At 45.6% G+C, this 17,605-nt stretch carries 17 protein-coding genes; 4 read left to right on the plus strand and 13 right to left on the minus strand.

The window, feature by feature from the left end; all coding sequences use genetic code 11:
* Nucleotides 1–4: 4 nt before the first annotated feature.
* Nucleotides 5–727 (minus strand): DNA polymerase III subunit epsilon, encoded by a 723-nt coding sequence (gene dnaQ, locus H9L11_RS02600; RefSeq protein WP_017636047.1) that lies wholly within the window; start codon nucleotides 725–727, stop codon nucleotides 5–7.
* Between the two features lie 59 nt (nucleotides 728–786).
* On the opposite strand from dnaQ, the gene rnhA reads away from it, so the two are divergent.
* Nucleotides 787–1,251, plus strand: a complete 465-nt coding sequence (rnhA, locus tag H9L11_RS02605; RefSeq protein WP_005380384.1) for a ribonuclease HI — start codon at nucleotides 787–789, stop codon at nucleotides 1,249–1,251.
* Here the strand turns inward: rnhA and H9L11_RS02610 are convergent.
* Nucleotides 1,248–1,994, minus strand: a complete 747-nt coding sequence (locus H9L11_RS02610; RefSeq protein WP_017636046.1) for a class I SAM-dependent methyltransferase — start codon at nucleotides 1,992–1,994, stop codon at nucleotides 1,248–1,250. The two genes, rnhA and H9L11_RS02610, sit on opposite strands and share 4 nt — an antisense overlap.
* Nucleotides 1,995–2,031: 37 nt before the next feature.
* Between H9L11_RS02610 and gloB the strand changes: the two genes are divergently transcribed.
* From gloB to H9L11_RS02625, 3 genes are all read left to right on the plus strand, one after another.
* Entirely contained in the window at nucleotides 2,032–2,790 is a 759-nt protein-coding gene (gloB, locus tag H9L11_RS02615) for a hydroxyacylglutathione hydrolase (protein WP_053304147.1), read from the plus strand.
* A gap of 254 nt (nucleotides 2,791–3,044) precedes the next feature.
* Entirely contained in the window at nucleotides 3,045–4,628 is a 1,584-nt protein-coding gene (locus H9L11_RS02620) for a LysM peptidoglycan-binding domain-containing protein (protein WP_005391819.1), read from the plus strand.
* Nucleotides 4,625–5,311, plus strand: a complete 687-nt coding sequence (locus H9L11_RS02625) for a YIP1 family protein (RefSeq protein ID WP_033905504.1) — start codon at nucleotides 4,625–4,627, stop codon at nucleotides 5,309–5,311. Before H9L11_RS02620 ends, H9L11_RS02625 begins: the two co-directional genes overlap by 4 nt.
* A 1-nt stretch (nucleotide 5,312) precedes the next feature.
* Here H9L11_RS02625 and H9L11_RS02630 read toward each other — a convergent pair whose 3' ends face one another.
* From H9L11_RS02630 to lpxD, 11 genes are all read right to left on the minus strand, one after another.
* Nucleotides 5,313–6,158: an endonuclease/exonuclease/phosphatase family protein gene (locus tag H9L11_RS02630; protein WP_172563516.1), complete on the minus strand. Its 846-nt coding sequence runs from the start codon at nucleotides 6,156–6,158 to the stop codon at nucleotides 5,313–5,315.
* Nucleotides 6,159–6,298: 140 nt separating this feature from the next.
* Nucleotides 6,299–6,637 carry a nitrogen regulatory protein P-II gene (glnB, locus tag H9L11_RS02635; RefSeq protein WP_005380372.1) on the minus strand — a complete coding sequence of 113 codons (339 nt, stop codon included), beginning with the start codon at nucleotides 6,635–6,637 and terminating at the stop codon, nucleotides 6,299–6,301.
* 186 nt (nucleotides 6,638–6,823) lie between these two features.
* Complete coding sequence (locus H9L11_RS02640; protein ID WP_017636043.1) at nucleotides 6,824–7,138, minus strand: cytochrome c; 315 nt, start codon at nucleotides 7,136–7,138, stop codon at nucleotides 6,824–6,826.
* 70 nt (nucleotides 7,139–7,208) lie between these two features.
* Nucleotides 7,209–8,519: a tRNA lysidine(34) synthetase TilS gene (tilS, locus tag H9L11_RS02645; protein ID WP_205390977.1), complete on the minus strand. Its 1,311-nt coding sequence runs from the start codon at nucleotides 8,517–8,519 to the stop codon at nucleotides 7,209–7,211.
* A 106-nt stretch (nucleotides 8,520–8,625) separates the two neighbouring features.
* Entirely contained in the window at nucleotides 8,626–9,585 is a 960-nt protein-coding gene (gene accA, locus H9L11_RS02650) for an acetyl-CoA carboxylase carboxyl transferase subunit alpha (protein ID WP_005380365.1), read from the minus strand.
* Between the two features lie 46 nt (nucleotides 9,586–9,631).
* Nucleotides 9,632–13,111, minus strand: coding sequence for a DNA polymerase III subunit alpha (gene dnaE, locus H9L11_RS02655; RefSeq protein WP_205390978.1), 3,480 nt, complete (start codon nucleotides 13,109–13,111; stop codon nucleotides 9,632–9,634).
* Nucleotides 13,112–13,192: 81 nt separating this feature from the next.
* Nucleotides 13,193–13,828 (minus strand): ribonuclease HII, encoded by a 636-nt coding sequence (rnhB, locus tag H9L11_RS02660; RefSeq protein ID WP_005380361.1) that lies wholly within the window; start codon nucleotides 13,826–13,828, stop codon nucleotides 13,193–13,195.
* A 9-nt stretch (nucleotides 13,829–13,837) separates the two neighbouring features.
* The gene (gene lpxB / locus H9L11_RS02665; protein ID WP_017636041.1) at nucleotides 13,838–14,977 is read right to left on the minus strand and encodes a lipid-A-disaccharide synthase; all 1,140 of its coding nucleotides are present in this window, start codon (nucleotides 14,975–14,977) and stop codon (nucleotides 13,838–13,840) included.
* Between the two features lie 119 nt (nucleotides 14,978–15,096).
* Entirely contained in the window at nucleotides 15,097–15,885 is a 789-nt protein-coding gene (gene lpxA / locus H9L11_RS02670; RefSeq protein WP_005380357.1) for an acyl-ACP--UDP-N-acetylglucosamine O-acyltransferase, read from the minus strand.
* Between the two features lies 1 nt (nucleotide 15,886).
* A complete protein-coding gene (gene fabZ, locus H9L11_RS02675) occupies nucleotides 15,887–16,339 on the minus strand; it encodes a 3-hydroxyacyl-ACP dehydratase FabZ (RefSeq protein ID WP_005380349.1) in 453 nt (150 codons plus the stop codon).
* 232 nt (nucleotides 16,340–16,571) lie between these two features.
* A complete protein-coding gene (gene lpxD, locus H9L11_RS02680; protein ID WP_042521415.1) occupies nucleotides 16,572–17,603 on the minus strand; it encodes a UDP-3-O-(3-hydroxymyristoyl)glucosamine N-acyltransferase in 1,032 nt (343 codons plus the stop codon).
* Nucleotides 17,604–17,605: the final 2 nt, after the last annotated feature.

Raw genomic sequence — 17,605 nt, forward strand, 5'->3', positions numbered from 1 at the left:
TCTCCTATTGATGCCAAATACAGTTGTTCACCAACTCTAATCTTTTTTGGTGAGCTTCTAGTTCATCGGCACTTGCGCGCAAAACCTTTAGCGCTTTTCTTCCTTCAATACGACGAATGGTTTCTACCCCACCCTCTTGTTTATTCGCGTTAAATTCTAGACTCGTTTGACCACCCGTCATAAAGAGGTAAACGTCGGCTAGAATCTCCGCATCGAGCAAAGCTCCGTGGAGTGTACGGTGCGAGTTATCAATACCGTAACGTTCACATAAGATATCAAGGTTGTTTCGCTTACCAGGGAAGATTTTCTTCGCCATAGCAAGAGTATCGGTCACCTTGCAGTAGTCGTCCGTTTTGCCGATGTTAGGATCGAGCATGCCAAACTCGTAATCCATAAAGCCGGTATCGAAGGGCGCGTTGTGGGCAACAAGTTCTGCGCCTTTAATAAACTCAAGAAACTCTTGGTGCACGCTCGCGTATTCCGGTTTATCAACCAAGAATTCATCCGTAATACCGTGAACTTCAACCGCTTCTGGTTGGATTTCACGATCGGGTTTTAAATAAACGTGGAAGTGACGACCAGTCAGCTTACGGTTGATGATCTCCACGGCACCGATTTCAATAATGCGGTGTCCCATGTAGTGAGGACCACCCTCGCGGTTCATACCTGTGGTTTCGGTATCGAGAACGACAATGCGGTTATATTCAGAATTGCTGCTGGTATTCATAAGGTTATGTATGTCAGACTATGCTTTATTAAATGTTTCGGCTAATAGTACCAAAAAATATGACCAAACACGTTGAGATTTTCACTGACGGTTCTTGTTTAGGTAACCCAGGACCAGGTGGTTACGGCATAGTATTGCGTTACAAAGACGTAGAAAAGACACTTTCCAAAGGCTATACGTTAACTACCAACAACCGCATGGAAATGTTGGCGGCTGTCGTCGCGCTACAGACGTTAAAACAACCTTGTAAAGTCACTTTAACGACTGACAGCCAATATGTGCGCCAAGGTATTACTCAGTGGATCCATAACTGGAAGAAGCGTGGTTGGAAAACAGCGGATAAAAAACCCGTGAAGAATGCCGATTTATGGCAAGCTCTAGACAAAGAAACCGCACGCCATCAAGTTGAATGGCATTGGGTAAAAGGCCACGCGGGCCATCGTGAGAACGAAATGTGTGATGAGCTAGCCCGGACTGCTGCAGAAAACCCAACTGAGGAAGATACAGGTTACCAACCCTCTTAGCGAGATTCTTTCCTCATAGTGTTACCCTCTCGATTCATCACCCCAAGTGGTGTGAGCTTTTTCTTCAAGCGCCAATGCGGTTTGATAGGCTTGAGAGGGTATGTCCGTTTCCGTGCGACTATGTAATACAAACTCCCAGCGGGTGATGCCCAATCACCAAGACTATTTTCCAACCATGTCCACATCGTACGGTAACGTTTCATCGGAAACAGCGCATAACGATCACAATGAATCACTTGATAATTAAGTAACCCTAACCAATCTTTGATGCGGTTCGACGTAAACATTCGTCCACTCCAAGGCAAATTATGTTTACGCCATGGAAGCAAACTCGCTAATCCAGTCAAGCTTAATGGGTTGAATCCAGTAATAATTACATAGCCATCATCCATCATCACTCTATCGACTTCACGCAACAAACGGTGTGGATCGCTTGCATAGTCGAGCTGATGAGCGAGTATCACAACATCAAAGCTTTTTTCCAAAAAGGGTAATTCGTAACCATCTGCAATCACATTATGCAACGGGTTCTGGATATCTACGTTGACTTGGTGTTGAATGTTACAATTACAGCTGGTTAGCTCACAGCTCAACCCGCCCAGTTTGAGCATATGGTAGCCGAAGAGTTTCGGGCACCATTCATCAAGTCGGGTCTGGATTGACTCAAGCACCCACGGACCGTTGTTCATTGCTGACCAAGTCGACGGGTGTGGTATAGTTTTGTTGCTGAGTGCTGGTTTCATTAACCACCTGACTAAAATGGGTGACGGAGAACGAATCGTGTTAGAGATCAAAAGCATACCCGCATTTAATGATAATTACATCTGGCTGATACAAAATAACGATAAGCGCTGCGCAGTCGTTGATCCGGGCGATGCGAAGCCAGTATTAGAATTTCTGCAGGCTAACGAATTAACTTTAGAAGCGATTTTAATTACGCACCACCACAACGATCACATTGGTGGCGTTCCAGACTTAGTGCGTGCCTTTCCCGAAGTCGCCGTTGTGGGCCCAAAATCAGAGCCAATTCCAACCCTAACAACACCAATGGAAGAAGGCGACAAACTGGAGTTGTTTGGTGAGATTTTCTTAGTACTTGGGTTACCAGGCCATACTTTGGGCCATATCGGTTACGTTGGAGACGGAAAACTGTTTTGCGGTGATGTGCTCTTTTCCGCTGGCTGTGGTCGTATTTTTGAAGGTACGCCTGAGCAAATGTTTGAATCACTGAGTAAACTAACGTCTCTACCAGAAGAAACTCAAGTCTTCTGCGCACATGAATACACGGCGAGTAACGTGGCGTTTGCTCTAGCGGTTGAACCTGACAATGAGCAACTTCGCCAATATCGCGACGATGTAAACCGACTGCGAGCACTCAACATTCCGACACTTCCAACAACAATACGCAAAGAAAAGTGGATTAATCCGTTCTTGCGAACCTCTAACCCTGACGTGGTTCAATCTGTTGCTAGTCGCATTAAAAATAGCGATCCATGCTCGGTTTTTACTGCTTTACGCGAGTGGAAGAACGAATTTTAACCATTTTCTGCTTGTAAGTTTGCAAGACCCCAGTATTATCAGGGGCTGATTTTTCGAGAAGCGCCACTGGCGCTTCTCTTACGTTTGGGGTTGATATAAATCTATTTGAATTTCTCCCCATTGCATAATTAGAAGCTCTTTGCCTCTATAAATTAGTTAGTGTTTAAAAGATGTCTATTATCTTGCGACTGCCACGCACATTACGTTGCGCGACAGGCAGGTGAAGATAAACAGGCCCTAAATAGGCTGAATCCATGCGTTTGAAGTATACTTGGGCGTTGGCGTTGTTATTATCTGGCTGTCAATTGACTCAGTCAGATTCAACGTCTTCTACACCAGAAACCAATAAATCTGAGCAGACTGCAAAGCAAAATGCAGTAAAAGCTCAACCGGGCAATAAATCGTCACTAGCAAAAAAATCCGCTAACGACGCGCCTAAAGTTCTCTCCCCCCAAGAACAAGAAGATGTGTGGCAACGTATCGCCATGCAGCTGGACATGGATATCCCAAACCACAAGAAAGTGGACTACTACCGTACGTGGTATTTAAAGCACCCAAATCACCTTTACACGGTATCTAAGCGTGCGACTCCTTTTCTATACATGATCACAAAACGTATCGAAGAGCGCGGACTCCCAATGGAGCTTGCATTACTTCCTGTAGTGGAAAGTTCATTCGATGCCTTTGCCTACTCACATGGTAGCGCGGCTGGGTTGTGGCAATTTGTCCCAGGCACCGGAAAAATGATGGGATTAGAGCAAAACTACTGGTATGACGGTCGCAGAGATGTGGCAGCAGCAACGGATGCAGCGCTGGACTACCTAGTACAACTAAACGAGCGTTTTGATGGTAACTGGGAACATGCAATCGCCGCTTATAACAGCGGTGGAGGCCGAGTTTCTAGCGCAATTCGTAAGAATAAAAAGCTCGGTAAACCTATCGATTTCTTCTCATTAGACTTACCAAAAGAGACCAGCAGTTACGTTCCTAAGCTATTGGCCTTGGCTGACGTTATCGCAAACCAAGACAAGTACGGACTTAATATTCCTGCAATTCCAAACAAGCCTGTTCTAACGCTTGTTGATCCAGAAGAGCAGTTAGATCTGGCTATTGCCGCAGATTATGCCGGCATTAGCGTAAAAGAGTTGCAGAGTTACAACCCAGCATACAACCAGTGGTCGACAGCGCCTGAGGGGCCGCACCAACTTTTGATTCCCGTAGAGAAAAAAGAGACTTTTCTCACCAAGGTGGAGAAAAATCGCGGTAAAGGGATGAAGGTCGCTCGCTACAAGGTGAAATCTGGCGACTCTTTAAGCGTGCTAGCTAATAAATACGGCACAACCACGAAAGTCATTCGACGTGCCAACGGCCTATCGAATAACAATATTCGTATTGGTCAATACCTGTTGATTCCGACATCAACAAAAGACGATGCAAAATACGCATTAACGGCACAAAACCGATTAAACAAGACTCAATCTCGTGCTCGTGGTCAACTCAAGCTCACCCATGTCGTTCAGTCTGGAGAAAGTTTGTGGTCAATCGCACGTAACAATAAAGTGTCGTATAAATCGTTAGCTAAATGGAATGGTATGAGCCCTAAAGATCCATTGCGTGTGGGTCAAAAGCTAGTGATATGGAAGGACTCAGACAAAGGTTCTGTGATCCGTACCGTTTTCTACAACGTTCGCTCTGGCGACACCATTAGCGGCATTGCAAGCAAGTTCAAAGTAAAAACAAACGACATCGTGAAATGGAACTCGCTACACAAGAAAAAATACTTACAACCAGGTCAAAAGCTTAAGTTGTACGTTGACGTAACGAAGGTAAGTGTATGAACCCATCAAGCAATCCACTTGTGATGCTGTTGGACATTTTTCGTTCTCCAACATCTTGTTTTCTCGCGCTTTATCAACGCGGTGGATGGGGATGGCAACCGTTCATCTTCCTGATGCTTAGTCCGTTTTTATTCTGGGGTGCTTACTTTTCGAATGTCGATTTCACGTGGCTCAGTGACCAACTTGCTGCGCAATTTCAGCAAATCGACCCGAAGCAGATTGAGCTATTAGAACCAAACACGCTAATGGCAAGCGCGATCATCAATGATGTATTCAACCGCTTTGCCACCTTAATATTGCTCGCGCTTTGGTTCTTTCTTGCAACAAAGGCAAGCAAACAACAATACGGTTACTGGAAATGGTTTGCCGCATCGTGTGCTATCTTATTCCCAGCAGTATTGGGCGATGTAGCAAGCTACGCGAGCTTGCTACTCAAGCATGGTCAGGTAATGACTTACGCTGCCGATTTAAATAGCCTCAATGGTCTATTAAAGCTGCCTCTTACTAACGAATGGTCTCATTTCGCTAGCTCGTTACCTTTGCTTCTGCCTTGGTACATTGTGCTCGGCTACGGCGTTGTACTGACGTGGACGGAGTTTGAACGTGGCCAAGCTTTGGTGATTGCAAGCCTGCCATGGGTATTCTTCTACGTTATTTGGGCACTTTATATTGTGGTAACCTAAGCTAGTCATTTAACGTAAATGACAATAACAATGGGTTATGATCGGAAGCGTCGCTCTGCGGCGCTTTTGCGTACTTAAGCGTCAGACCTCGGTAAAACACATGGTCCAGTGGTAACCCTGTTATAAATTGGACTCGATGATCCGGCAAGAACGTCACCTCTTGTAAGTCCGCAGCCTTTAAGGCCTGCCTCATCGCATTAACGCGAGATTCACTCCAGCTATTGAAGTCTCCAGCAAATAGAATTGGCCCCACATGATGCTTTAAAAGCATTTCAAGCGCCGTTAACTGAGATACATACTCTTTTGTACCCACGGTGAAGTTAATCGCATGTACATTCACCACTGCGAGTTTCTCGCCATTACTCAAGTGATACTGGCTATATAATGCAGACTTAGGTAAGCGAAGCCACGGCTCTTTAGAGGTGTAAGCGCAGGCTTTTTCTGGTTGCCCTTGAGCAATACTAATTACACCGGCACCGCTACCCAGCGCCTTAAAAGCACTCACTTGATTACTAACCCAGCGACCATCCACCAACCACTGTTTAAATGATGGTGTCATGCTGGCTTCTTGCAATAACAGTAACTGCTTATCAGCAGAAAACTCATCGAGTGCACGTTGCCAATTCGTTCGGTTCTGTTTGTAGATATTCCAGACAAGTACATTGATTTCACCGCCCTGATCCAAAGCTTTTGAGCCGCTAAATTCGATACACCTAATATCCTGCGTCAACTCTGAGCCTGTTTGAGTAATGATTTGCGGCTGATCTGGTACGGTGAAAATAACTTGGAAGCCGACCAATACCGCCATAATAAGAAAAGCTAACGCCAGAAAAAAACGCTTAAACATACGACAAACCTGAATGTAGGCACCCGAAATCTAGAACAACCAATCTCGGGTTAAATGATTTCACTAATAAGCAAACAACAAAAAAGGAGCCACTTGGCTCCCTTTTAGCATAATAAATACGAAACAAGTGACAAGAAACCTTAGATCGCGTCTTCGTCTTCTTCACCAGTACGAATACGAACCACACGCTCAATATCAGTGACGAATATTTTACCATCACCAATCTTACCAGTTTGCGCGGTTTCAATGATTGTCTCTACGCATTTATCAGCCACATCTTCCGTTACAACGATTTCGAGCTTCACTTTAGGTAGAAAGTCCACCATGTACTCTGCACCACGGTAAAGCTCGGTGTGACCTTTTTGGCGACCAAAGCCTTTCACTTCAGAGACGGTCATCCCTGTAATGCCAACTTCAGCTAGCGCTTCTCGAACATCATCCAGTTTAAATGGCTTGATAATCGCTTCAATTTTTTTCATGTTCATCCCTTAAGCTTCAATCGATTGCGCTTATTATCGTTTAGCGTTTCGCAACATTCAATGTTTGTCTCTGATCCACCAGCGAAAATCCAGGCTGAGCAAATTAACATAGCGAATATCGTGAGTTGATAAAACCCAATGAGGACTGCTCAATGCCCAATCGTCCAAGCTTTTTCAGACTCGCGTTTACTTCAAACTTGCGTAGTAAGCCGCTAGGTTAGCGATATCTTCATCAGACAACAATGAAGCTTGAGCTTGCATCACAGCAGCAAGCCCACCTGTTCGCTCTTTATTTTTATAAGCTTTAATTGAACTGATAATATATTGCTCATTTTGCCCTTTCAGATTTGGGTAACCCGGAATGACAGCAATACCATCAGCGCCATGACACGCCGCGCATACTCCCGACTTTGCTTGACCTGCTGCAGCATCTCCCGCAGCTAGAGCCTGCCCACTGAACATGGTTAACGCCACCATTGCACCCATGATTGTTTTCTTCATTGCTTCACCTAATCAATTATTATTTAAGGATTTTTATATTTTATAATCGACATTGTGGCATGAATTTTCATTACCTGCGCCAAATAAGTTCACAATCTTGACCATTAAACGCCTGATCAACGAACAGATCTGCCACAGCAACGACTCGGTCTTGGTACATTAAAATCGGAATTTGACGACGCAGCCAGCTTGGCACATTGTATTCTTGGAATAACTTCTTCAGTTTTCGACTGTGATTACGCGTGGTTGGATGCGCTGATAAGCCTTCCGGATTGAAGGTCACGCGAAGCAATTCTGGCTGACTCGGTAGCGCAATCGTTGCGTTACTAGAACTCGTCGTTAAGGTCAGCTCCCCGAGTCCCTCAGGCAGCGACAAAGTCGCATCAACTTGAATCGTACTTTGCCACTTAGTGACATCAGCCGTTTCCGTTACCCAATAGAGACGATTTCGAAAACGGCGCACTTCACCTTGTTTAAGTTGTAGTTTGGGGTTGGCATCTTGCTGAGCTAATGCGACTTCATTCCAGATAAGATTGAGTTGTACCTGAGTCGGCATACTAGTATTAAGCTTAGCCAGCCACATACGAATCAAGCGCGCACGCGCTAATCCACTGTGCTTAGCCAGTTCTTCAATACTCAAACTTAGATCCGTTTGTAAAGCGCGTTCAAACACCGCGCTCAATAGTTCATCCAATAGCGCTTCTTGTTGAGCACATAAACTTGCACTGCGCTGAACCGCTTGATGGATACTCGGCCAGCGACCAGACAATTCAGGAATAACACAATGACGAAGAAAGTTACGATCATAACGGGTATCTTGATTGCTTTCGTCTTCCACCCACTCCAAGCCTAATTTAGTAGCGGCTTCTTCGATGGTCTTCCGCTTGATAGTAAGCAATGGTCGAACTAGAGATCCGCAAGAAAACGGCATACTCTCCGCCATCGAAGATAACCCTTTTGGCCCGCTGCCTCGCTTAAGAGCAAGGAGAAAAGTCTCTAGTTGATCATCAGCATGTTGGCCGGTCAACAGTATATCGCCTTCTTGAACGTACTTAGTTAAGGCTTGATAGCGAGCTTCACGAGCAAGAAGTTCAATACTTTCACCATTGCTGATGTCTAAGCTCACTCGCTCAATCGAGCATGATATCCCCACTTGTTTTGCCCACAGTAGGCATTTATCAGCCCAATCATCGGCATTCGAGCTCAAACCATGGTGCACATATACGGCGTGGCACTCTATCGAATGCGCTTGTTGATAGCGACTGAGTAATTCGAGTAAAAGACGTGAATCCACTCCTCCGCTAAACGCCAAGACAACCTTAGTGCCTGATTGATAGTAGCGGCCGAGAACTTGAGCAAAATGCAGGTAAAGCGATTCCATAAGCGATCCGATAGGTACAAAAAAGGGCTGGACTCTCATCCAACCCTTTCTATTTTAACTGTTATCACTTGAGATATCAGCTAACGCTTAATAGCAATCACCGAAATTAACAGTAACCGTAGCTCATTAGGCGCTGGTAACGACGTTCACGTAGCGTCTCTTCATCCAATTGTTCTAGATCTTCTAGCTGACGAAGTAGTGTTGCTTTCATATTCGCTGCCATTTGAACATGATCGCGATGAGCGCCACCTAGTGGCTCTTCAATGATTTCGTCGATCAGTTCAAGCTCTTTAAGACGAGGAGCAGTTAGACCCATTGCCTCTGCCGCTTGTGGCGCTTTGTCTGAATCACGCCATAAGATTGAAGCACAACCCTCAGGAGAAATTACTGAGTACGTAGAGTACTGAAGCATGTTCACGTAGTCGCCTACACCGATTGCTAGAGCACCACCAGAACCGCCTTCACCAACAACGTTACAGATTACTGGCACTTTAAGACCAGACATCACTTTTAGGTTTTTCGCGATAGCTTCAGATTGACCACGCTCTTCTGCGCCCACACCTGGGTATGCACCAGCCGTGTCAATAAATGTGATGATCGGCATGTTGAAACGCTCTGCCATTTCCATCAAGCGTAGAGCCTTACGGTAGCCTTCTGGTTTCGGCATACCAAAGTTACGTTTCACCTTTTCTTTGGTCTCACGACCTTTTTGGTGACCAATGATCATCACAGGGCGGCCTTCAAGGCGAGCCATACCACCCACAATCGCTTTGTCGTCTGCAAACGCGCGGTCACCGGCTAATTCATCAAACTCCTCAAAAGCGTGTTGGATGTAATCCAGCGTGTAAGGACGTAGTGGGTGACGAGCCAGTTGAGCTGTTTCCCATGCACCTAGGTCACTGAAGGTTTTTTTCTTCAGCTCTAAGCTTTTCTTCTCAAGCTGTTCGATTTCTTTATCCAGGTCAATCGCAGAATCACCACCGTGACGAGAGACATCACGTAATGCTTCAATTTTCGCTTCTAGTTCTGCAATTGGCTTTTCAAATTCAAGAAAGTTTAGGCTCATCTATGAATCCTTGTTTACTCAGCGTCTAACATATTGCGCTGAATTTTTAGTTAAATTCGAGTTCTACCTGGCTTTTGCCAAGCAACTGTTTTAAATCGTCGAGTAATGTATCACTTGGCGTAACTCGCCACTCGGTGCCCAATGTTAACCGCGCTCTGGCGTCGGCACGCTGGTAGTATACATTGACGGGTACGGTTCCGGCTTTGTGCGGTTCTAAAATACGGCTGAACTGCTCAAAAAACTGATCGTTGATCTGATTTGCATCTATCGATACCGACAAACCACGAGCGTATTTCTCGCGCGCACTGCCGAGATCCATAACTTCACGCGCCGACATTTTAAGGCCACCGTTGAAGTCATCAAAGCTGACCTGTCCAGAAACGACCAAAATTCTGTCTTTTTCGAGAAGTTCAGCGTATCGATCCAGCGCATCTGAGAACAACATCACTTCCATGCGGCCACTTCGGTCATCCAGTGTCATAATACCAATTCGTGTACCACGCTTGGTCGTCATTACACGAGCGGCAATAACCAGGCCGGCTACCGTGACAGATTGATCGCGGCGAGTGGGCGTTGCGTCTTTTAGTCGACAACTGGTGTATTTGTTTAGTTCCTTTACGTAGGCGTTAATTGGGTGCCCTGTCAAATATAGACCTAGGGTATCACGCTCGCCCTCTAACCACACTTTTTCTGGCCAAGGCGGAACCTGCGTATACTTATGCTCTACTTCTTCAGGTGCATCCGTTAGCACACCAAACATATCCGTTTGACCAAACGCCTCAGCTTGGTGATGTTGACTTGCTGCTTTTACCGCATCATTGAGTGACGCCATCATCGCCGCGCGGTGTGGGCCTAGTCGATCCAACGCGCCCGCGTAAATCAGCTTCTCTATCACTCGTTTATTGACACGTTTTAGATCAACTCGAGCACAGAAATCAAATAGGTCTTTAAAGTGACCACCTTTATTTCTCGCCTCAAGAATCGCATCGATAGGGCCCTCACCAACCCCTTTTATCGCACCAATACCGTAAACAATTGCGCCATTTTCATCAACATTAAAGCGATATAGGCCAGAGTTGATGTCTGGTGGCAGCACGGTAAGCTTCATACGGAAACACTCATCGACCAAGCCAACGACTTTTTCCGTGTTATCCATATCGGCTGTCATTACCGCAGCCATAAATTCGGCAGGATAATGTGTTTTCAGCCAAAGAGTTTGATAAGAAACCAATGCATAAGCAGCAGAGTGCGATTTGTTAAAACCATAACCGGCGAACTTCTCTACCAAGTCGAAGATTTTCATCGCCAACTCGCCATCGATACCGTTCTTTATCGCACCTTCTTCAAAGATAGCACGTTGTTTTGCCATCTCTTCTGGCTTTTTCTTACCCATTGCACGACGAAGCATGTCCGCACCACCTAGCGTATAACCCGCTAAGATCTGCGCAATCTGCATTACCTGCTCTTGGTACAGGATGATGCCGTAGGTTGGATCAAGCGTCTCTTTTAGCGACTCGTGTTGCCACTTTTCATCTGGATAAGAGATCGCTTCTCGACCATGTTTACGGTCGATAAAGTTATCTACCATGCCCGATTGCAAAGGACCCGGACGGAAGAGTGCTACCAATGCGATAATGTCTTCGAAACAGTCTGGCTGAAGTCGTTTGATCAGCTCTTTCATGCCTCGAGATTCAAGCTGGAATACTGCTGTCGTTTCAGAGTTTTGCAACAAACGGAAAGAGGCAGGGTCTTCTAACGGTATGGATTCAATTTGAACCGGTTCTTTCCCTTCTCGCTCTAGGCGTGGGTTAATCAGCCCTAACGCCCAGTCAATAATGGTTAAGGTACGTAAACCTAAGAAGTCAAACTTAACTAGGCCAGCGGTCTCAACATCGTTTTTATCAAATTGAGTAACCGGAAAGTGACCTTCAGCGTCTGCATAAATTGGCGCAAAATCGGTAATTGTTGTAGGTGAAATTACAACACCACCAGCGTGTTTACCGGCGTTTCGCGTACAGCCTTCCAAAATATGACACATGTCGATGAGTTCTTTAACTTCCTCATCGGCCTCATACAATTCAGGTAGTGCAGGTTCAGCTTTAAACGCTTTATCTAGCGTCATACCTGGATCGGGCGGGATCAGCTTTGAAATACGATCAACAAAACCAAATGGGTGGCCCAATACGCGGCCAACGTCACGGATTACCGCTTTTGCCGCCATGGTACCAAACGTGATGATCTGAGACACCGCGTCACGACCGTACATTTCCGCAACGTGGTCAATAACCTGGTCACGTTTATCCATACAGAAATCGACGTCGAAATCGGGCATCGAAACACGTTCTGGGTTCAAGAAACGTTCGAACAGCAAGTCGTATTCTAGTGGATCCAGATCGGTGATTTTTAGTGCGTAAGCCACCAAAGAACCAGCACCGGAACCACGTCCAGGACCGACAGGAATTCCATTATCTTTTGACCACTGGATGAACTCCATTACGATCAAGAAGTAACCAGGAAATCCCATTTGGTTGATAACATCTAGCTCTATCTGAAGACGTTCATCATATTCAGGGCGGCGACGTTTTCTCTCTTCCTCATCTGGAAATAGGAACTCTAAACGCTCTTCCAACCCCTCTCGGGATTTCATGACTAGGAACTCAGTTTCTTTCATCCCTTCGGTTGGGAAAGCTGGTAGGAAGTACTCACCTAAGCGCACAGTCACGTTACAACGCTTCGCTATCTCGACACTGTTTTCTAACGCTTCAGGAATATCAGCAAACAGCTCACACATTTCTTCTTCTGTACGAAGATATTGCTGCGGACTGTAGTTTTTTGGCCTACGCGGATCTTCTAATGTGTAACCATCGTGAATCGCTACGCGTATATCATGAGCATCAAATAGGTCTGGACTCAGGAATACAACTTCATTGGTCGCCACTACTGGCAAGTCTTGCTGCTCTGCCAATTCAACCGCAAAGTGAAGATAAGTTTCTTCATCTGGACGACCGGTACGAAGTAGCTCAAGATAAAAGCGATCTGGAAAATGCTGTTTATAAAAATCAACACACCCCTGCACTATTTGACGGTTGCCTTTCAAAAGGCCGCGACCAATTTCCCCGCTTTTACCGCCGGATAATACAATCAAGCCTTCAGACATTTCAGCCAACCAGGCTTTATCAATCACAGGGTGGTGTTGAACATGTCCACGTAAGTACGCTTTTGATATCAATAACGTCAGGTTCTTATAACCCACATTATCCGCCGCAAGCAAAGTCACTTGAGTCAGCTCTTCACCAAACTCGTCCGACTGCATTTTAAAGTCAGCACCGATGATCGGTTTAACACCACTGCCATGCGCCGTACCGTAAAACTTCACCAAACCACATAGGTTGGTAAAGTCGGTCAACGCCATTGCGGGCATACCGAGCTCAGCAACTTTCTTTACGATTGGCGGAACTTTGTTGAGGCCATCCACCATCGAGAAGTCACTATGAACACGCAGGTGGATGAATTTGGGATCTGACATTAACAGGTACCGTGTAACTCTATTTTGTTGGGGATTCTAACCTAAAGAGGTTGGGTTTATAACAACAATTAGATCGTTTGATTATTCTATGCCTAACGCTTTTTTTACTGGCTTGAAACTCTTGCGGTGTTCACTGATCACTCCGTGTTGCTCAATCGCTTCAAAGTGCGCTTTAGTTGGGTAACCTTTGTGCTTCGCGAAGCCAAATTGTGGATGAAGTTTATCCAACTCTTCCATCTCTTGGTCACGCACGACTTTGGCAATAATTGAAGCCGCACTGATTTCGGCAACACGTAGATCGCCTTTTACTACAGCTTGAGCATCCATTGGCAGCTCCGGACAACGGTTACCATCAATCAACACCAAATCAGGTTGAACCTGTAACCCCGCCACTGCACGCTGCATCGCAACCATAGTCGCCTGTAAAATATTCAGTTGATCAATTTCTTCAGGAGAACAACGCCCGACCGCCCACGCCAATGCTTTTTCTTTGATTTCAGGAAGCAACGCCATGCGTTTCTTTTCGGTCAATTTTTTCGAATCGTTCAACCCTTCGATAGGATTGTTAGGATCAAGGATAACCGCAGCGGTGACGACGTCTCCCACCAAAGGGCCACGTCCGACCTCGTCGACTCCGGCCACAAGCTGGTAACCTTGCGGATATTCAAACGGAGGGAGTTCAACTTTGGTTTTGGTCGCTTTTGGTTTAACAGCCATGATAAATCTCTATTTTTCAATCAGTTTTAGAACCGCGTTTGCGGCTTGTTGATCCGCATCTTTACGGATCCAATGATGCATTTCCGTAAACTTATCTAACATCGGTTTATTGTCGCTTTCCAATAAGCGAGAAACCTCAGTAAACAAATTGTCTGGTGTGCACTCATCTTGTAGATATTCTTTGACGAGCTCATCATCCGCCAAGATATTCGGCAATGAAACATACTTCGTTTTCAATAGACGTTTAGCTAAGAAAGCAGTAAATGCATTCACACGATAACCCACCACCATTGGACGCTTGAGAAGCATACACTCCAACGCTACGGTACCGGAGGCCAACATCACAGCATCGGATGCGGTGATGACGTTGCGTGCGGTATCATCAACTAACTTGAAGTCCAACTCTGGCGCTAGCTCTTTCCATGCTTGTTCAAACTGCTCACGGCGTTTTTGATTAACAAGCGCGACAACAAACCCCAGTTCTGGAAATTTTTTATGGAGTAACTTGCAGGTTTCAATAAATGGCTCTGAGAGCATTTTTAACTCGCTACCACGACTGCCTGGCAGGACAGCAAGCCACTTTTTATCTTGTTCTAAACCAAGCAACTCACGTGCAGGCGCTTGTTCTGATTCTAGTGGGATGGCATCAGCCAAGGTATGACCAATGAACTCGCAAGGTACATTAAATTTGTCGTAGAACGCTTTCTCAAACGGAAGAAATGCTAGCACCAAGTTCGTTGCCGCTTCTATTTTAAAGATGCGCTTCTGACGCCAAGCCCAAACAGACGGACTCACGTAATGAACGGTTTTAATGCCCGCTTGCTTGAGGTCAAGCTCCAGGCGTAAGTTGAAGTCAGGAGCATCGATCCCGATGAAAACATCAGGCGGATTCTGAGTAAAATACTGAACGAGCTCAGCTTTCACTTTAAGAAGTCTCGGTAAGCGGCCTAAAACCTCGACTAATCCCATCACCGCAAGCTCTTCCATATCAAACAGAGACTCGCAACCTTGGGCTATCATTTTCGGACCACCAATGCCTACGAACTCTGCGTCTGGATATTGTTGCTTTACTGCTTTGATAAAGCCTTCACCTAGCGTATCGCCAGACAATTCTCCGGCAATGATGCCAATACGTAATGGTCTTTCCATATCTACTTCGCTATTTTTCCTGTGCGCTATGGATAACGGTTTGCCTTATCCATAAAACACAAAAAGATCGTAACCTCAAATTCGGTCACGATCTTTTTATTTATTGGTTCATTCGCCAATTAACGAATAATGCCACGTTCCGTCGTTTCCAGAATATCTGAGAAACGCTTCACAGCCGGCCACTCTTGAGCCATTTCAGCTAGAATAGGCTTCACTTCTTCTAGCGTCTTACCTGAACGGTAGATTTCTTTATACGCTTTTTGTAGCGCACGAATCTCTGGTTTCTCAAAGCCATTACGCTTCAAGCCAACAAGGTTCAAGCCGAATGGAGTAGCGTGGTTACCTTGCGCGAGTACATAAGCTGGGACATCTTGCACCACAGCTGAACAGCCGCCAATGTATGCGTAAGCGCCCACTGTACAAAACGGATGAATCGCAGACAGTGCCATCACACCGGCATAGTCATCAACAGTAACGTGACCACCAAGAATCGAGTTATTACCGATATGAGTGTGGTTACCAATAACAACATCATGCGCAACGTGTGCATTCACACACAATAAGTTGTCATCACCAATGATCGTGGTTGCTTTGTCTTGCACTGTGCCGCGGTGAACTTGGACCGCTTCACGAATGACGTTACGGTCACCGATAACCACAGTTGTGTCTTCACCACCGTATTTTTTGTCTTGGTTTTCTTCACCAATGACAGCATGTGGGAAAATACGGTTATCTTTGCCAATAGTTGTGTGACCTTTGATCACAACGTGAGACATCACTTCTGTGCCTTCACCAATTTCAACCGTAGAGGTGATGTACGTAAAAGGACCTACTGTTACGTTAGCACCAATTTTGGCGCCCTCTTCTACCACCGCTGCCGGGTGGATTTTAGCGGTTTCATGAATCATATTAAAACTCTCGACGAGCACACTTCAGTTCTGCAGAACATACCACTTCACCGTCAACTTTTGCTACACCGCTAAATGCAGCAATGCCGCGACGTTCTTTCAGAAATTCTACCTCAATAACCAATTGGTCGCCCGGAACCACTGGTTTACGGAATTTCGCGCCGTCTACGCTTGCAAAGTAGTACAGTTCATTTTCTGTTGGTGCACCAAATGATTTAAATGCAAGTAAGCCTGTTGCCTGAGCCATTGCTTCTAAAATCAAAACACCTGGGAATACTGGTAGTTGAGGAAAGTGACCTGTGAACTGAGGTTCGTTAACCGACACGTTTTTAATCGCGTGAAGGTACTTCTCTTCTTGGAAGTCTATCACTCGGTCGATCAATAAGAATGGGTAGCGATGAGGTAGTAGCTCTTGAATTTCAGAGATGTTCATCGTTTTCTTTTCAGTAGTCAAAGTCGTCTTCCTATATCAATTTTTTGCCGCCAAGATGGCAAACGTGGCAACAGGTCGTAAAGCCGAATCGCTTTGCAATATACTAGCAAAATACGCACCATCTTGGAGTTAAATCTACTTAGAGCGCGTCATTATAGAAGAAAAAGACCCGCATTTCGCGAGTCTTCTTACAGAATATGGAACTAGAGCTTGTTAGCCTTCGTGTTAAATACAGAGCGAAAGATAACTTGTTCTAAATTTCTTCTTTCTGTTCCAGCTGTTTTTCAACCGCTTTTAGGCGCTTATTCATCTCATCAATACGGTGAACTCGAGTCGCGGTCTTACGCCACTCTCTGTTCGTTTGTAGTGGGATACCTGATGAGTAAAGGCCTTTTTCTTCGATACTGCGCATTACCATGCCCATACCTGTAATAGCCACACCATCTGCGATAGTGATATGGCCATTCAGAACAGACGCGCCGCCAATCTGGCAGTACTTACCAATTTTTGTACTGCCCGCGACAATAGTACCACCAGGCATCACGGTACCATATCCGATCTGCACGTTGTGCGCGATTTGAAGTTGGTTATCCAGAATGACATTGTCTTCAATGATAGTATCTTCGAGTGCACCGCGGTCAATCGTAGTACAAGCACCAATCTCAACGCGGTTACCGATACGCACTGAACCAAGCTGAGGAATTTTGATCCACTCGCCTTTGTCATTCGCATAACCGAAGCCATCAGAGCCAATGACGGTACCCGATTGAACGAGACAGTCATCACCCAATGACACTTCATGATAGATAGTGACATTAGCCCAAAGCTTGGTGTTATTCCCTAGCTTGGCGTTCTTACCGATAAAACAACCAGCTCCAACGCTTACGTTATCGCCGAGTTCTACGCCCGTTTCAATCACAGCGTTAGCACCGATTGTAACGTTCTCACCCATCTTAACGTCAGCGGCAATCACAGCACTTGGTGCAATATCGTTTGCCGGCTTTGGTGTGGTATCCATCGCTTGAACCACACGAGCAAATGCGACATAAGGGTCTGAAACCACTAACGCATTTCCAACGCATTGATCTTTATGCTCAGCCTTTACCATAACAACGGTAGCTTGGCACTCAGAAAGGTGTTTTGCGTATTTTGGGTTAGACAAGAAGGTTACATCACCTTCTTGTGCTTTATCCATTGGGGCAACACGGCTTACAACGAGAGACTCGTCACCAAACAGTTCACCCCCGGTAATTGTCGCCAATTCGGCTAATGTTAATGTCTTCATAA

Source organism: Vibrio sp. sp1 (genome assembly GCF_016920955.1).
Classification (GTDB): Bacteria; Pseudomonadota; Gammaproteobacteria; order Enterobacterales; family Vibrionaceae; genus Vibrio; species Vibrio alginolyticus.

Bases quoted from the DNA above. Each gene is read 5' to 3' on its own strand.
- dnaE (WP_205390978.1), bottom strand. From the start codon at position 13,111: ATGTCAGATCCCAAATTCATCCACCTGCGTGTTCATAGTGACTTCTCG.
- dnaQ (WP_017636047.1), bottom strand. From the start codon at position 727: ATGAATACCAGCAGCAATTCTGAATATAACCGCATTGTCGTTCTCGAT.
- H9L11_RS02625 (WP_033905504.1), top strand. From the start codon at position 4,625: ATGAACCCATCAAGCAATCCACTTGTGATGCTGTTGGACATTTTTCGT.
- H9L11_RS02630 (WP_172563516.1), bottom strand. From the start codon at position 6,158: ATGTTTAAGCGTTTTTTTCTGGCGTTAGCTTTTCTTATTATGGCGGTA.
- H9L11_RS02640 (WP_017636043.1), bottom strand. From the start codon at position 7,138: ATGAAGAAAACAATCATGGGTGCAATGGTGGCGTTAACCATGTTCAGT.
- accA (WP_005380365.1), bottom strand. From the start codon at position 9,585: ATGAGCCTAAACTTTCTTGAATTTGAAAAGCCAATTGCAGAACTAGAA.
- lpxA (WP_005380357.1), bottom strand. From the start codon at position 15,885: ATGATTCATGAAACCGCTAAAATCCACCCGGCAGCGGTGGTAGAAGAG.
- H9L11_RS02620 (WP_005391819.1), top strand. From the start codon at position 3,045: ATGCGTTTGAAGTATACTTGGGCGTTGGCGTTGTTATTATCTGGCTGT.
- rnhB (WP_005380361.1), bottom strand. From the start codon at position 13,828: ATGGCTGTTAAACCAAAAGCGACCAAAACCAAAGTTGAACTCCCTCCG.
- tilS (WP_205390977.1), bottom strand. From the start codon at position 8,519: ATGGAATCGCTTTACCTGCATTTTGCTCAAGTTCTCGGCCGCTACTAT.
- lpxB (WP_017636041.1), bottom strand. From the start codon at position 14,977: ATGGAAAGACCATTACGTATTGGCATCATTGCCGGAGAATTGTCTGGC.
- lpxD (WP_042521415.1), bottom strand. From the start codon at position 17,603: ATGAAGACATTAACATTAGCCGAATTGGCGACAATTACCGGGGGTGAA.
- glnB (WP_005380372.1), bottom strand. From the start codon at position 6,637: ATGAAAAAAATTGAAGCGATTATCAAGCCATTTAAACTGGATGATGTT.
- H9L11_RS02610 (WP_017636046.1), bottom strand. From the start codon at position 1,994: ATGAAACCAGCACTCAGCAACAAAACTATACCACACCCGTCGACTTGG.
- rnhA (WP_005380384.1), top strand. From the start codon at position 787: ATGACCAAACACGTTGAGATTTTCACTGACGGTTCTTGTTTAGGTAAC.